This is a genomic window from Pseudoalteromonas citrea (assembly GCF_000238375.3).
Classification (GTDB): domain Bacteria; phylum Pseudomonadota; class Gammaproteobacteria; order Enterobacterales; family Alteromonadaceae; genus Pseudoalteromonas; species Pseudoalteromonas citrea.
Genome location: NZ_AHBZ03000014.1, coordinates 653,517 through 668,445, shown reverse-complemented (window position 1 = coordinate 668,445; position 14,929 = coordinate 653,517). Strand labels below are relative to the sequence as shown.

At 40.2% G+C, this 14,929-nt stretch carries 12 protein-coding genes and 1 pseudogene; 6 read left to right on the top strand and 7 right to left on the bottom strand.

All coding sequences use genetic code 11. The annotated features are described in order from the left end of the window. The first annotated feature begins 304 nt into the window (after positions 1 to 304). A complete protein-coding gene (locus PCIT_RS06315) occupies positions 305 to 1,900 on the top strand; it encodes a formylglycine-generating enzyme family protein (RefSeq protein WP_010362318.1) in 1,596 nt (531 codons plus the stop codon). Between the two features lie 3 nt (positions 1,901 to 1,903). Here the strand turns inward: PCIT_RS06315 and PCIT_RS06310 are convergent, their stop codons facing one another. Beyond that, the gene (locus PCIT_RS06310; protein ID WP_010362317.1) at positions 1,904 to 3,703 is read right to left on the bottom strand and encodes a winged helix-turn-helix domain-containing protein; all 1,800 of its coding nucleotides are present in this window, start codon (positions 3,701 to 3,703) and stop codon (positions 1,904 to 1,906) included. Between the two features lie 153 nt (positions 3,704 to 3,856). On the opposite strand from PCIT_RS06310, the gene PCIT_RS06305 reads away from it, so the two are divergent. Together PCIT_RS06305 and PCIT_RS06300 are read left to right on the top strand one after the other, a co-directional pair. Continuing rightward, complete coding sequence (locus PCIT_RS06305) at positions 3,857 to 4,612, top strand: EAL domain-containing protein (protein ID WP_010362316.1); 756 nt, start codon at positions 3,857 to 3,859, stop codon at positions 4,610 to 4,612. A 40-nt stretch (positions 4,613 to 4,652) separates the two neighbouring features. Beyond that, positions 4,653 to 5,180 (top strand): SRPBCC family protein, encoded by a 528-nt coding sequence (locus PCIT_RS06300; RefSeq protein ID WP_010362315.1) that lies wholly within the window; start codon positions 4,653 to 4,655, stop codon positions 5,178 to 5,180. 41 nt (positions 5,181 to 5,221) lie between these two features. Here PCIT_RS06300 and PCIT_RS06295 read toward each other — a convergent pair whose 3' ends face one another. From PCIT_RS06295 to PCIT_RS06285, 3 genes are all read right to left on the bottom strand, one after another. Beyond that, positions 5,222 to 6,436, bottom strand: a complete 1,215-nt coding sequence (locus tag PCIT_RS06295; protein ID WP_010362314.1) for a glycoside hydrolase family 18 protein — start codon at positions 6,434 to 6,436, stop codon at positions 5,222 to 5,224. Between the two features lie 240 nt (positions 6,437 to 6,676). Continuing rightward, on the bottom strand, positions 6,677 to 7,189 hold the full coding sequence (locus tag PCIT_RS06290; RefSeq protein ID WP_010362313.1) for a GNAT family N-acetyltransferase: 513 nt from the start codon (positions 7,187 to 7,189) through the stop codon (positions 6,677 to 6,679). Between the two features lie 149 nt (positions 7,190 to 7,338). After that, positions 7,339 to 7,704 (bottom strand): hypothetical protein, encoded by a 366-nt coding sequence (locus PCIT_RS06285; protein ID WP_010362312.1) that lies wholly within the window; start codon positions 7,702 to 7,704, stop codon positions 7,339 to 7,341. A gap of 163 nt (positions 7,705 to 7,867) precedes the next feature. Here PCIT_RS06285 and PCIT_RS06280 point away from each other — a divergent pair, with 163 nt between their 5' ends. Then, complete coding sequence (locus PCIT_RS06280) at positions 7,868 to 8,620, top strand: Nif3-like dinuclear metal center hexameric protein (RefSeq protein ID WP_010362311.1); 753 nt, start codon at positions 7,868 to 7,870, stop codon at positions 8,618 to 8,620. 29 nt (positions 8,621 to 8,649) lie between these two features. Here the strand turns inward: PCIT_RS06280 and PCIT_RS06275 are convergent, their stop codons facing one another. Together PCIT_RS06275 and PCIT_RS06270 are read right to left on the bottom strand one after the other, a co-directional pair. Further along, a complete protein-coding gene (locus tag PCIT_RS06275) occupies positions 8,650 to 9,414 on the bottom strand; it encodes a YdcF family protein (RefSeq protein WP_010362310.1) in 765 nt (254 codons plus the stop codon). Positions 9,415 to 9,475: 61 nt separating this feature from the next. After that, a complete protein-coding gene (locus PCIT_RS06270) occupies positions 9,476 to 10,363 on the bottom strand; it encodes a LysR family transcriptional regulator (RefSeq protein WP_010362309.1) in 888 nt (295 codons plus the stop codon). A gap of 270 nt (positions 10,364 to 10,633) precedes the next feature. Between PCIT_RS06270 and PCIT_RS06265 the strand changes: the two are divergent. After that, positions 10,634 to 11,117: pseudogene (locus PCIT_RS06265) on the top strand (5-methyltetrahydropteroyltriglutamate--homocysteine S-methyltransferase); the annotation flags it as partial. A gap of 78 nt (positions 11,118 to 11,195) precedes the next feature. Here the strand turns inward: PCIT_RS06265 and PCIT_RS06260 are convergent. After that, positions 11,196 to 13,571: a bifunctional diguanylate cyclase/phosphodiesterase gene (locus tag PCIT_RS06260; protein ID WP_010362307.1), complete on the bottom strand. Its 2,376-nt coding sequence runs from the start codon at positions 13,569 to 13,571 to the stop codon at positions 11,196 to 11,198. 197 nt (positions 13,572 to 13,768) lie between these two features. Here PCIT_RS06260 and pyrC point away from each other — a divergent pair, with 197 nt between their 5' ends. After that, complete coding sequence (gene pyrC / locus PCIT_RS06255; RefSeq protein WP_010362306.1) at positions 13,769 to 14,812, top strand: dihydroorotase; 1,044 nt, start codon at positions 13,769 to 13,771, stop codon at positions 14,810 to 14,812. The last annotated feature ends 117 nt before the right edge of the window (positions 14,813 to 14,929 follow it).

Below are 14,929 nucleotides of genomic sequence, written 5' to 3'. Positions count from 1 at the left end.
TGTTATGATTTTAACTGTTATCCGGTTTAGCTGATTTGCACCATTTATAGGAAAATCTACTGGCATTTGCACTGAATTGTAGCAATGTTTCTTTTAATTGATCTGTGTCGCAGAAATTTGTTGTCTTTTATCTGAAATGTTCAATTAAAAAACTATATAACAATGACTTAATACTTATTGGTGGGATGATTTTTGAGTGGTGAAAATTCTATTTATTTTCTAAGCGAATAGAAAATAGTTTTTACATAAGATATGTCCTGACTTGTCTAGCTAAAGTAGTCGCAAGCTTAAAGGAGACATACATATGAAACTATATACATCAGCATTGTTATTAGTGAGTAGCTACTCGGTTGTGGCGAATGAGCAGGTTACAGTAACACCCATTGAACCGGTTTTGATCTCAATGGACAATCAAGACATAGACCAGCAATTTTATATGGGGAAATACGAAGTTACCGTAGCTGAATTTCAACGTTTTGTGCAAGCGACGGGTTATACAGTACCTAATAACTGTATGGTATTCACTAAAAGCCAATGGCCTTCTCCAGATAAGCCTGGAAGTTGGGATAGCCCCGAGTTAGTTAACGAACCATTCAGACCAGTGGTGTGTGTTGGTGTGCAAGGAGCAATGGATTATGCGCAGTGGCTAACAAAAGAAACGGGAAAGTTTTATCGCTTGCCGACGATCGAAGAATATGAATTTGCCGCTTTAGCAGGCCAAAAAAGCCGATTCGCATTTGGAGAAGATTATGAACATAGCGACGTATGTGAATATGAAAATGTTGAAGATAGAGCTAACATCGCTGCTGTACAATTACATCATGGCGTTGAATATACCCGTAGTGTGAATTGCAATGATGGAGCAATTTACCACACAGTGGTTGGTATGTATCGGCCCAACCGTTTTGGTTTGCATGATATGTTGGGGAATGTAAGAGAGTTAACTCAAACCTGCATAGAATATAAAAATGATGACAATAAACACTGTTCTCGATATGCAATAGGGGGTTCTGCTTGGCATTGGCAACCACGTGATATAGTCAAAGAGCGCTGGACTGCTGCTGACTTTATTGGCAGCATTGAAGGCTTTCGCTTGGTATTGGATGGTAAGGAGCTTGCCATTGATCACTCTGAGCAGTTTACATCGGGTTTATTACACGCTCAAAAGCGTGCAAGGGTTGAGCATAACAAGCTAAAATCTCTACCAACTGCACCTAAAGGCCTTGTTACTAAAGAGCTGGTTGAACATCAAGTGCAACTTGGTTGGGATGCGGCTAATGAAGAAGGTGTAACGTATGCATTATATCGCAGCGTTTTAGACAGCAAAGGTAAGGGCACCCGACAGTGGCAGCTTGTAAAAGACGGTCTGAGCGCAGCGAAGTACCGGGATTCAAACCCATCTTCTAATTTTATAAGCTATAAAGTGCATGCAGTTAAAGAGGGAATGCAAAGTAAAGCCAGTAACATTGCTTATACAGGTCAATACCCTAAATTAGCAATAGGTCAAAAAGTTGAGGCCGAACATTACTTTTCACAACGACATAGTATGTTGAGTAAAAAGGATGAGTTACAAGTCGTTGGTTTGTCTACAAATGCAGATCATCATACACCGGATGGATATATCCCATTTAAACCAGCATGGTTAAAGTTTGATTTGAGCAGTGAGGTTTCGAGCGTAGTTACTGTAAATGTACGTATGCGAGGAGCAAAGGATACGTTGCTAGAGTTTTGGCAAGGGCATCACCTTGTGGCTCGGTTTAACGGTCACGGTGGTAAAGAATTTAAAGAAGTTAGCGTACCCGGCTCGGTAATAAAAGGAGCTGATCAGTTAGAGATCCGCTCAATAGGTAATAACGGGGCGTTAATTGATTGGTTTGAACTTATACCCAATCACTTATGATAATTAGTGTTCCAATGCAATGGCTGACGTAACACCATGTTGCTTCAGCCATTGCTGTGAACCGTTAGTTTGTAAAAATGCCAAATATTCTCTTTTTATTTCAGGTGTTGAATATGCTAATTGGTATAGCGCAAGAGCTGAATTGAGTGATGCCGGTTTATTGTGTGTTAAGCGCGCTTTATTAAACGCATCTTGAAGCAAGGGCCGAGCATCATCAATTAAACCCTGGGCTAATAATACTTGGGCTTTTAATAGTAAGTGGGCGGGTTGTTTTATAGCGCCATCAAACAAAGCATGTGCGGACTTAAAATCCCCCACTTCTATGTAATATGTCACCAACATTTCAAGGGCATGATCAAGTACCCAGTAGTTACTCGCAGTTCTAGGAATATTTAAAATACGCTTTAAGTAGGGCAAAGCAAGTTTATTATCTTCTGTAAATAATGCAAAGTGAAAATACACAATCGCTTTATTAGAGTCACTTAAGTTATGGTCAATCAGTAAAGCTTGGGCTTTATTTAGCTGCGCATATTGTTTACTGGTATTATCTACTTTCTTTGCCAGTATTGAATACAGCATGTGGAATTCAAATTGTGCTAGGGGCTCTTTTTGCTGCTTAGTGAGAGTGATAGCCTCCTCTAAGACGCGAAACATCGGGTCTATGTTCCCTTGTTCATAATGCAGCCATGCACTGGTGTTAATATAGTCATGTTGCAAAGGCCGCAGTGTTGTTTGTTTAAGTTCCTCATTCATCAGAGTCAATCGATGAGCGCTTTGTTGATGTTGCTTTCGTATTTTATAGATCATGCCAATTAACCATTGAGCTTGTGCTCTATACGCTTTTTGTTTATACCCTTGGTTATGGAGTAACTTGTCTAGATGCACCATGGCAATATCAGGTTGTTTTGCGTGAATCAAATGTTTGGCTAGTAATAGTGTAACCTCTTCATTATTCGGTGCTGCAGCATGCATTGTTTGCAGCTCGGCTAAACGAATTGCTTTACTGGTAGAAAAGAACTCTACATCGTGCAGTCGGTTCAGTTGCTCCCGTAATGCCAGCATTGCTTTTTCTGCTGTTTCTCCAAAGGTGTAACCTTGCCAATGCCGAGTGTCCCTGGATAAGCCATAATGTAAAAACACGCCTTGCTCTGAAGGGTATATATCACCCCAAAAAAGCCAACTTTGCTGTGGTAGTTGGGCACTTTTCCATGCTTGTTGTGGTGATAAAAAATGCTGCTGATTTGATTCGGGAACGGCGACGGGTTTAACTGAAAATAGAGCGTCATTTGAAAGAGCGTTGATATCGGTCTGTTGTAACTTGCTCTGAGAGTCACTAACGTGATCATTGATGGCTAAGTGCAAAGAGATTTGTGGCGAAGGTGTTTGCCACTGGGATGCTAATAATAAAATAAGCAAAATGAAAACACTGCTTATTGCTGTGTATAAAACATAAGGAGACTTTTTATTTTTAGCGATGTTTTGAGGAGAGAGAAGCGGCTCGCTGACCCCCCCCTTGCTTACTGGATACTGCCATTTATAGCCTTTCTTGGAGTAGGTTTTGATGGACTGTTCACCAAATATAGCCCGCAATTGACTTATCGTTTGAAAGACAACTTGTTCAGAGACCACTTTGTTCTGCCAAACAACATCCAAAATGTCATCTTTACTGTGAATATCGTTAGGGTTTTGCAAGAAATACTCAAGTAGTAACGTTTGATTTCGCTTTAAAACAATCAGTTCGTCACGTTTATACAGCACCCGTTTATGACATGAATACTGGTATTGAGAAAACAGTAACTCCATAACTCTTATCTATTTTTATTATTTTAGTGCATATTATTACATAGCCTTATTAGAGATGGCAGTGATATTCACCGCATCACAATATGGTGACCTTGTACAACGCTCAAGTAGCAACTAGCTTTAGTTATTATCCGTGAACAAAAGGAGTGGTAAATGAAGGGGCGTGAATTGGTAAGTTGTGCTAACTGTGTTCAATTAGAGGGGCTTGATATTGATTTTACGATGGCTTTTCAACCTATCGTTCATGCGCAATCAAAACGTATATTTGGCTATGAAGCGTTGGCGCGGGGCCTCAATAATGAACCAGCGTATTCAGTACTGTCGCAAGTAAATGATAAAAACCGTTATGCTTTTGACCAAATGTGCCGTGTGAAAGCCATTGAGTTAGCAGCAAAGTTAGATTTGTCGTCTTACCTTAGTATTAACTTTTTGCCTAATGCGATTTATCAGCCTCAGCGTTGTATTCGAACTACTTTAGCAGCTGCTGAAAAGCATGGCTTTCCGGTCGAAAGGATCATGTTTGAATTTACCGAAGTAGAGAAAATATCTGATAGTGGGCACATAAAGCGAGTTGTTGAGTATTACCGTACTTTGGGCTTTAAAACCGCAACGGATGATTTTGGTTCGGGTTATTCCGGCTTAAATTTATTGGCTGACTTTCAAACTGATATTATTAAATTTGATATGGGATTGATCCGAGATATTCATATAGACAAAGTACGGCAAGTTATTTTACGACATTGCATTAGTTTGTGTCATAAATTACAGATCACAACTTTGGCTGAGGGCGTTGAAACATCAGGAGAGTTTAAGTGGTTACAAAGTGAAGGCGTGGATTTAATTCAAGGCTACTTTATCGCCAAACCGGGCTTTGAGTGTTTGCCAAGTGTTGACTTTTCACAGTTATAAAGCTGAGTGAAATAAAAATCATAGACTTTAGAGGTACAAAATGTTGAAGGCAATTTTTAGTATATTATTATTTTTGATAACTGCGCCATTGCTCCTCGCATTGTTTATTCAAAACTCATATCACGTAGAGCGAAGTGTTGTGATCGAACAACCGATAGAAGTGGTATTTGATTATATCAAATACCTTAAAAACCAAGATCATTATAGTCGTTGGGCCAATATTGACTCTGATATGGTAAAAGCCTATAGAGGTACCGATGCGCACGTTGGGTTTGTATCGGCATGGAGTAGCGAACATCCTGATGTAGGGGTTGGAGAGCAAGAGATTATCGGTATAAAGCCGCTGGAGCGAATTGACTATGAGCTGCGGTTTATTGCGCCTTTTCAGGCGGCAGAGCCTGCTTATATGCTCACTAAACCTATTGGTGATACCACACAGGTAATTTGGGGGTTTCAAGGGCACATGAATTACCCAATGAATTTAACGTTTTTGTTTATCGATTTTGAAAAACAAATTGGCGGTGACTTACAAGCAGGGCTCAATAAATTAAAGGAGCTCCTTGAATAAGGAGTTGTTTAGAGAGCCATAGGCTCTCCATGTATGGCTTATTATAAAACTGTTTTATTAAACGTTGAGTTGGTTTTACAGTATCCCAACTTACTAAGTCGATGTTCATGGCCCAAAGTATCTGGCGTAATGTCATAAATTGGTCCAGATTCAACTCGGTAGTTTTTTCCTTTGAAGCTAAAAGTATCGCCTTGATTGTAAATGGTTGGGTAGCTTTGCCATTGAGCGCTGCATGCATCACATTTTGGCAGTACTTCAGCTATCGCATTTAATAGTTGGTAGTCAGGATCTTTACTATCTTGATGCAACTCCCAAATAAAAACGCCTGGGTAGTGATTGTCTTTAATAAATTGCGATTTCTTTTTAAGGAGCTCAGAGGTTTCCCAGTACCAATGTAAGTTATCAGTAATAGCATGACCTGAGTTGAACTCAATGCCTCGGTCTTTGACTAACTTCTCCACGATATGATCTGTGGTTACTATGCTGACTTGCTCACTTTGGCCATCTACAAATCCTTTGTGATAGAACGGCAGGCCTAATAGGGTTTTCTCTTTTGGATATTTTTGCATCATACTATTGATACCTGGCATATCTGACTCTAAGCCCATCTGTGTGTAGAGCCACGCACTGTGGTGATCGATAAACGACCCAGGCCATCGCCCTGTAAAGTTATATGCCATAAAACGGATATAGTCGGCATATATATCTAAGTCTTCATGGTAGTTTGGGCCGCTCCAAAAACCGGCTTCGACGTCGGTACCTAAGTCAATTTCGCTTGGCAATAGTTCATGTAGCCGCTGTAAAAGGTAGAGGTGATTACCACTTTCAATTGGGTTGGGTTGCTCATATGTCGAAAAGTGCTCCCAATCTATGTCTATGCCGTCTAACCTGTGTTGTATCGCATAGTCTGTGATATTTTTTGCTAACGAATCTAAATCAGTCCTTGTCAGATCTAAAAAATTCACACCAGCTCCCCCAATTGACAAAATGATACCGACGTTATTGCTGCGACCAAATTGCAGCGCGTTGTTAATGTGTGTATCGACCAAACTAGTATCAAGTCCACCACCTTCTGTGGGGAAAGCAAAGGCGAGTATAATGTGGGTGAGGGCATCGCTATTGAGTTCTTCGATTGCTAACGCTCCGCCGAGTGGATACTGCCAAGTAGCATAGGCTCCTTCGACGCGTGGGCATTGTGTCGCGTGAGCGCCAAATACAGCACCTAAACATAGTGCTAATAAACTTTTTTTTATCATTGTATATTTCCTTTACATGTATGTTGTTTCCTTTTTAGCGTGGCTGTTTTTTGAGCAGGTGGCAATGGTTTTAAGTACAGACGTTAGTCTAAGGTGGGAATGGATATAGGGTGTTATAGAGTTATATTGATATTCAGCATAGTGTCGCATTTAGATGTTGAATTCGGGCTTATGTTTGGTTAACACAGATGAATATATGAGTGGGGCAGTGTTTACTAGCATTTTAAGGGTAATTAATCGCTACAATACACGCGTATAAAACCGCATTGAATGTAGACCTTCTGAGTGAAACGTGAACCCTATTTTTTTGAGCACGGTAATTGATGCGAGGTTATCCTTTTCAACGCCAGCGATCAATTCTTTAATATTGGGTGTGCTTTTACACCAAGTTATAAATGCTGATAATGCTTCCTGGGCATAGCCTTTACCCCAATGTGCTTGTGCAAACAAGTAACCAATATGGTATTGATTTGTATCACTGTTGTGCATAAAAACAAAGCCTAGGGTGGTGTTACTATGCACATCACTTACGGCAAACACTCTGCTTTGCTCTAACATGTTGATGAGCCAGTTTTTTGCATTGTTTATTGTGGTTATACCATGAAAATTTGCGGGGAGGTGACTAACAACATTTGGGCTCAGCACAGTAATTATGTCGTTGAGTATCGTGCTCTTTTTTGGTGGTGTACCAGCTATATTATTTAACGTGCACTCAATCAAAGTGAGCCTTTGTGTGTTCATTATATGTGTCATAGAAAACACCATATTGGTATCTATACTGTGGTTATAGTGTGGGTAGTTGCACAATGCAAGGCTCTTGATGTGTTTATCGAAGGGCCATTGGTAACAAAAAAGCCGCGAATATCGCGGCTTTTTGAAAGTAGTTGGTTATGTAGTTAAATTTAAACCACACCACGCGGCAAACGACAATCATGGTCTTTGCGCGCAAGCTCTACAATCCATAGCTCTTCTGCTGTGTAGCCTTCCTCGTTCTCTTTGATAACGGTAAAAGGTGCTTTCTTAGCGGCAGTTGGTACAACTGCTTTCTTTGTTTTTGCTTTTTTAGCAGGCGCAGCTGCTTCGCTAGGGGTCGCTGAACCTGAAGTGAGTTCTTCAGTTAATGCTGCAACATCAGCAAGACGCATGTTCTTGCCACCATCAATGCTGTACCAGCCTGGTTTAGTAGCAATTTCTGGCTTTTTACCGTGGGCAGCTTCATAAGCAGCTTCAAAAGCGCTTAATACTTCAGTTTTATCTAGTTTACTCATCGTAGATCCTAGTCGTGTTATACGCGGATATGCGGGATTAAGATTTAAAGAGTAGTTATACCCATATTTGGGCAATTTTTCAATTTTTTACGTTTTTTGCTTCCAATTTGCTCGAATTGACGCCAAAATTTGCGATTATTTTCTACAAAACAATGGTTACGTCATGAAGCGTTCAGAATTCACCCACATTTTAACTCAACTACTTCAACCTAATGCAATTAAAGATTTTGCACCCAATGGTCTGCAAGTAGAAGGGACTGAAACCGTGCATAAAATAGTGACTGGTGTGACGGCGAGCCAAGGGTTAATTGACGCTGCAATTGCACATGGCGCCGATACAATATTGGTCCATCATGGTTACTTTTGGAAAGGTGAATCACAAACAATCACCGGGATGAAAAAACGTCGAATCGCGAGTTTGTTAGCGAATGACATTAACTTATTTGGCTATCATTTACCGCTTGATATTCATCCTGAACTGGGCAATAACGCACAGTTGGCTAAGTTATTGGATATCGACTTTGAAAGTGGATTAGAAGCGGGTTCTAATAGTGTTGCAGTAAAAGGGCGATTACAGGCACCTTTAACAGCGGAAGAATTTGCACTGAAAATAGAGCGAGTATTAAAACGAGCACCGCTTGTATGTGCTCCTAGAGGCAAAAAGATTGAGACGATTGCTTGGTGTACTGGCGGTGGACAAGGTTATATCGACCTTGCAGCAGAGCATGGGATAGATGCGTATTTAACAGGTGAAGCATCAGAGCAAACAATTCACAGTGCACGTGAACAGGGAATTGATTTTTTTGCGGCAGGCCACCATGCCACTGAGCGCTACGGTATAAAAGCGTTAGGGGAATATTTAGCCGATGAGTATGGCTTTGATGTAAGGTTTATTGATATAGATAACCCTGTATAACAGGTTATCTATATCAAGGAAAAATTAACTTATAAAGCCTCAGGGTCTAGGATGCGCAGCAATGAGATCCAAACTTTCCCTATCCATTCATGACAGTGAGAGGTAACTGCTTTTAATATGCTTGCTTGCGCTATGAATTGTCGAGATTTTGGCTGGCTACCCAGTGAATAGAACTGGGTTGGGGCTGCAATTATATCTACTCCCTGAGCTTGAAATAAATCGCTGGCTCGAGCCATATGGCTGGCAGAAGTAACAAGTGCGACTTGTCGGTCAACTAAATGCGGAGCAAGCAACCTCGCTTCGTCTTTTGTATCTAACGCTTTGGGGTTTTGTTTTATACGGTTACTTGATATACCCAATGCTTGAGCCGTTTTTGACATTAGATTTGCATTCGATGTTTTACGATATCCGCCACCAGAGACAATTAGGTCGGCTCTGGGGTAATGGTTAGCCAACCTTAAACCCTCAACTAACCGTGATAGTGCGCATCCACCTAATTGCCCATTACTTGGGAGTGACTTATTCGGGTAAATATTACATCCCAATATTACAATTTTATCTAAATGAGTATGCTGGCTAACGTTAAAGGGTTTTAATGCTTTTTCTTGTGGTGTAATGATGAAATTGGCAACGTAAGGAGTGCTGATAGCCCATAAAAAAAGTATTAATAGCCAGCTAAAAAGAAAAGACTTGAGGTTTGTTTTACTGATAAATATCAAGCAAAAAGCAACTAACAGTAATGATAATGGTAATGGCATCAGGACTGAGCCAATAATTTTTTTTATTTCAAACATGTAAAAACCCAACCTTGGATGTTGGGTTACAGTGTATTAGAGAGTAATGAATATGAACAGGCTATCGACCGTTGTTTATTTTACAAGTGTTTAAAAAGTGGCGATAAACAGGGTTATCTTTCATATTTTTCTTCATTGCTAAATACATGGGGCGATTCAAGCCTAATGCACCTAGTGGAATAGATTTAATTAGGCCTTGGCTTTCATACGGGGTGACTAGCCAATCAGGTAAAGCAGCAACGCCCATTCCTGCACTCACTAATTGAAAAATAAGTAAGCCTTGGTCAACTGTTTTTAAGGTGCCATCAAAACGTGCATTTTGTATGAAATGTTTGAATATGTCTTGGCGTTCTTTTGGAATAGGATAAGAGATGATGGTTTCATCTTTTAAATCGAGCGCTGTGACATAGGCTTTTTTAGCAAGCTCATGATCTGGTGCAACAATAAGCTTTAATTTAAAATCAAAGAGGTGAGCGTATTCTAGCTTATCAGGCTCACGAATGTCAGACGTCAACACTAAGTCTAATTCGTCTTCCATAAGGTCAGGAATTGCATCGTAACTAAAGCCTCTTTCATAATCGACTTTAATGTCTGGCCAAAAATTGTTGAATTCTTTTATGGTGGGTAAAAGCCAATGAAAACATGCATGGCACTCTACACTAAGCCGTAACTGTGAAATAGGCTGGTTCAAACTTTCTTTTAATCGGCATTTAGTGGCTTCTACACGAGGCAGTATTTCACTCGCTAATTCTAATAATAGCATGCCCTGTGGCGTAAATCTGACTGGCTGTGTTTTTCGTTCGAACAATTGACAATCAAGTTTATTTTCGAGGTCTTTGATTTGGTGTGACAAAGCTGACTGTGTCAAAAATAATTCACGCGCGGTGTTAACTAATGAGCCTGTTTCTTTCAGAGTAGAGATGGTTTTTAAGTGTTTTATGTCTATCATCTTCAATAAATCTCATTTATCTAGTGAGTAAAACTCAAATTACTACCTAGCAGCATGGTAAATATCGCCATAATAGAGGTTGGCCGTCTATAAAACCAGCATGCATTGATTGATTTATAACAAAATCACTATAGCACCAATTTTGACAGCGTTGTCATTTTTATTTTAACTTTTTTACAAAAATTACAAATTAATTTTGTTCATGTTAGCTGTGAGTAAGCATCAATTGCATTCGATTCAACCTCAATCTAGGTTTTTAGACATCTAAACATCCAAATTGATGGGCCCGCATTTCGTGAAGGGATGCCATTAAAAGCAAGCCAATGGCAAACATATCTCGAATGGGCTTCCTATGCATTTCGGGTATCAGCAAGTGGTGTGTTAGATACGAGACAAATTCATACTCATATGTGCTATGTGGAGTTTAAGGATATTATCGGTGCTATTGCTGATATGGATGCAGATGTTATTACTATAAAAACAGCTCGCTCTAATATGGCGTTACTGGATGCATTCGAAAACTTTGCTTACCCAAATGAGATTGGACCTGGGGTTTATGATATCCACACGCCGAATGTGCCTAAAGTTGAATGGATGAAAACGCTCATTAACAAAGCGGTTAAAAAAGTTGGTCGTTGAGCGTTTATGGATCAACCCAGACTGCGGTCTAAAAACACGAATCTGGGAAGAGACTAGAGAGGCGCTTGGCAATATGGTTAAAGCGGCGAAAGAATTGAGAATTGAATTAGGCTAAATTATCTGAGCTGTGTTCGAGTATCAAAGTACCTTTTATTGGCATCTTGATACTCCGTGACTAAACACTAGCAGGTGATTAAATAGACAGTGCCACGTCAGTATGCTTTATTAATAGAGCCATGGCTTGAGAGGCTGGCAGTGGTTTTGAGACCAAGTAACCCTGACCAAGTTGGCAGCCTTTTCTTTTTAACAGCGCCCATTGCTTTGGATTTTCAATACCTTCAGCAACGACATTTAGTTTGAGTGACTGCGCCAGAGATAAGATAGCATCAACCAAAGGGTTTTCTTTGTGCGTAAGTTGGTCGATAAAGCTTTTATCAATTTTTAAGGTGTGGATAGGGAGTTGATGAAGATACCCAAGTGCGGAGTAACCAGTGCCAAAATCATCAAGATACAGTTTCACTCCAAGCGGCGCTAAGCCATGAATAATACGCGTTGCCAGCGTGAGATTTTCAATTAACCCAGACTCCGTGATCTCAAGGCACAGGGTACCGTTTGGTAATTGATATTTTATATAAAGTGAGCGCATATACTCAACAAAATCTAAACTGGCAAAATGTCGAGAGGAAACATTGACGGTTATTCTCACTGTTGGGTGTCCAGCACGACGCCAAGTTTGTAATTGTGCGGCAGCTAAGTCGAGCAAGTACAAATCTAGCTCAATAATTTGCCCAGTATGCTCTGCGATAGGAATAAAGTCATCAGGGGGAACAAGTCCAGCGCTTGGATGATGCCAGCGAACTAATGACTCAAAGCTGACTATATGAGGCTGGTTAAGTGTAAAAATGGGTTGAAAATAGAGTTCAAACTCATGGTTTTTGATACCTCTTTGTAAGTCATTCTCTATATCTGCTTGGCGTTTAAGCTTTTTACGCATAGCATTATTAAAGTAGCGAACCCGGCCTCTACCAGAAGATTTAGCTTCATACATGGCTGCATCAGCTTGTTGTAATAATGTAATTGCATTGTCAGTTGCATCACTGGTAAATGCGACGCCAATACTGCCTGATGCTTGTAATATATGTCCGTCTATCTGGAGAGGTTTGGCAATGGCGTTGTTAATACGCTCTAGCGCAATATCCACTTGTTGCTTATCTTGCACATTTTCCATAAAAATCGCAAATTCATCTCCACCTAGTCGTGCAAAGGTGTCAGTGCGTCGAATGCTGCCTTTGATAACATTAACTATCGCCACCAGAAAGTGATCACCTACATCATGGCCTAGTGCATCATTGATGCTTTTAAAGCGATCTAAATCCAAATAGAGCAAACAATGTAGTTTCTTTTGCTGTGACCGTTCATGAGATAAAATGGCATGTTTCACGCGCTCTAATAAAAGGTAGCGATTAGCCAACCCGGTTAGCTCGTCATGAAGCGCTCTATGCTCAAGCGCTTGGCGTGATAATTGACGATCAATGGCCATACTTACTTGTCTGCTAATGTAAGTCAAAATTGCTAAATGGTGGCGGTTAAATGCTTTGTGATCATGATAGCTCTGCATCACAATCACCCCTTGGTATTGCTCGTTAACAGTAAAAGGCACGCCTAACCATGATGTTGGAGAGCGGCCGATCATTTTAAAATGCCCCTGTGCAATATGCCTTTCAAAGTCGACATGATCACATAATAATGGCCTTGAGTTACTGATAATATAGTAAGAGGCGGTGTCTTTTAATTGCGCTTTAACAATCTTTTGTGAGGCATTACATCTAGTTTCATTTTCCACTAAGTAATTTATTTCTAATAAATCAGCGTGCTTATCATATAGGCCAATAAAAAAGTTTTCTGCTGGTAACTGACTATTTATAATGGTGTAAATATCATCATAAAATGCATCTAATTCTTGAGATTTATAGGCAATATTAGCAATTTTAAGTAGCGATTTTTCTAATTGTTGCGCCTGATTAAGTTGATCAACAGTTTGTGTTAGGTGATTAAGCGTTCGAACTTGATTAATTTTAGCGCTGAGCAAATGTGCGACTGTTGAGAGGATCTGCAAATGCCCATCAGTAAAGTAATTTGGCTCAGGGTGTTCACAGTCAATGACTCCAAGAAGTTGCTCTTTATATACTAAAGGAACACATAATTCAGATAAAGCAGGACGGGAGTCTGCAATATATCTCGGCTCATTAGATAAGTCAGCAGATACGAACGCAGTTTGTGTTCTAGCAACATATCCGGTGATGCCTTGAGCAATCGGAATACGAGTTTGAATAACTTGGTAGTTTGCATTTTGGCTTGATAGGCCCATGCTGGCTACTTCTTCTAAATATTCATTGTGTTCATCAGCTAAGTAAATAACACAGTCAACAAACCCCAATCGGCTCACTACCTGCGATGTCACATAATCAAACAGTTCATCCAACTGAGTAATTTGCAGCAAAGATGAAGAGAATTGGTTGATGATGCTGAGCTGTTCGGTTTTTGATTCTAGTTTTTTTTGTGAAAGCATGCTCATCACTCATATTTGAGAGTGTGCATAACTTAACGTACTTAAGAATGAAACAACATATTATTTCAAATAAAAAACATTGGTAGGTGTAAAACAATGCAAACAGTTTGTCATCTTTGTCTAAACACCATGCGAAATACTTTACTAACGGCCTTTAACTGCCTATGATCGGGCAAATTCAGCAGTGGAAAAGAGCAATGACTAGCACAGTAACGACCCTCACTATTACTCGCCCAGATGATTGGCATGTTCATTTACGCGATGGCGTACAGTTAAAAGATACCGTTCGTGATATTAGCCGCTATATGGGGCGCGCAATCATCATGCCTAATTTGGTACCGCCTGCGACATGCACCGAAACTGCGCTTTCTTACCGAGAGCGAATTCTAGCCGCTGAGCCACAAGGTAATTTTAAACCACTAATGGTGCTGTATCTTACTGATAAAACAACACCAGAAGAGATAAAAAAAGCCAAAGCGACAGGGCATATTGTTGCGGCGAAGCTTTACCCGGCTGGCGCAACAACTAACTCTGACTCAGGTGTGACTGATATTGAAAACGTCTATCCAGCGCTTGAAGCAATGGAAGAAGTTGGCATGCTTTTATTGGTACACGGTGAAGTTACAGACTCGTCTATTGATATTTTCGACAGAGAAAAAGTCTTCATTGAAACAAAGCTTTCTAAAATAGTTGATACTTTTCCAAACTTAAAAGTAGTGTTAGAGCATATTACCACTCAAGACGCAGTCGAGTTTGTTAAAGGGGCCTCTGATAATGTGGCAGCAACCATAACGGCCCATCACTTACTGTACAACCGCAATCATATGCTAGCGGGTGGGATCAGACCACACTATTACTGTCTACCAATATTAAAGCGTAATACTCATCAACAAGCGCTTATTGAAGCCGCTACCAGTGGCAGTAAAAAGTTCTTTTTAGGCACAGACTCTGCACCGCATGCCAAAGATAAGAAGGAAGCCGCATGCGGCTGTGCTGGCGCCTACACAGCCCACGCAGCATTAGAGCTGTATGCTGAAGCATTTGAAGAAGTTGATGCCTTGGATAAGTTAGAAGGGTTTGCAAGCCATTTTGGACCTGATTTTTACAACTTACCACGCAATACTGATACCATCACCATGAAAAAATCACCATGGAAAGTACCAGACAGTTATCCATTAGGTGGCACTGACGTCGTGCCGATTAAAGCTGGCGATATGATTGACTGGTTAGTGACAGAGTAAGAGTTTGACTCGATATAAAAAGCGCACTGATATCGTGCGCTTTTTTTATGTTTTTGGGTAATATTTACAGAATTAATGAGCCTTGGTTTGTACAGAAACCTAGTTTCTATGTTAGGC

Excerpts from the sequence above, each read along its gene's own strand:
- PCIT_RS06315 (WP_010362318.1), top strand. The coding sequence starts at position 305 with ATGAAACTATATACATCAGCATTGTTATTAGTGAGTAGCTACTCGGTT.
- PCIT_RS06310 (WP_010362317.1), bottom strand. The coding sequence starts at position 3,703 with ATGGAGTTACTGTTTTCTCAATACCAGTATTCATGTCATAAACGGGTG.
- PCIT_RS06305 (WP_010362316.1), top strand. The coding sequence starts at position 3,857 with ATGAAGGGGCGTGAATTGGTAAGTTGTGCTAACTGTGTTCAATTAGAG.
- PCIT_RS06300 (WP_010362315.1), top strand. The coding sequence starts at position 4,653 with ATGTTGAAGGCAATTTTTAGTATATTATTATTTTTGATAACTGCGCCA.
- PCIT_RS06295 (WP_010362314.1), bottom strand. The coding sequence starts at position 6,436 with ATGATAAAAAAAAGTTTATTAGCACTATGTTTAGGTGCTGTATTTGGC.
- PCIT_RS06290 (WP_010362313.1), bottom strand. The coding sequence starts at position 7,189 with ATGACACATATAATGAACACACAAAGGCTCACTTTGATTGAGTGCACG.
- PCIT_RS06285 (WP_010362312.1), bottom strand. The coding sequence starts at position 7,704 with ATGAGTAAACTAGATAAAACTGAAGTATTAAGCGCTTTTGAAGCTGCT.
- PCIT_RS06280 (WP_010362311.1), top strand. The coding sequence starts at position 7,868 with ATGAAGCGTTCAGAATTCACCCACATTTTAACTCAACTACTTCAACCT.
- PCIT_RS06275 (WP_010362310.1), bottom strand. The coding sequence starts at position 9,414 with ATGTTTGAAATAAAAAAAATTATTGGCTCAGTCCTGATGCCATTACCA.
- PCIT_RS06270 (WP_010362309.1), bottom strand. The coding sequence starts at position 10,363 with ATGATAGACATAAAACACTTAAAAACCATCTCTACTCTGAAAGAAACA.
- PCIT_RS06260 (WP_010362307.1), bottom strand. The coding sequence starts at position 13,571 with ATGCTTTCACAAAAAAAACTAGAATCAAAAACCGAACAGCTCAGCATC.
- pyrC (WP_010362306.1), top strand. The coding sequence starts at position 13,769 with ATGACTAGCACAGTAACGACCCTCACTATTACTCGCCCAGATGATTGG.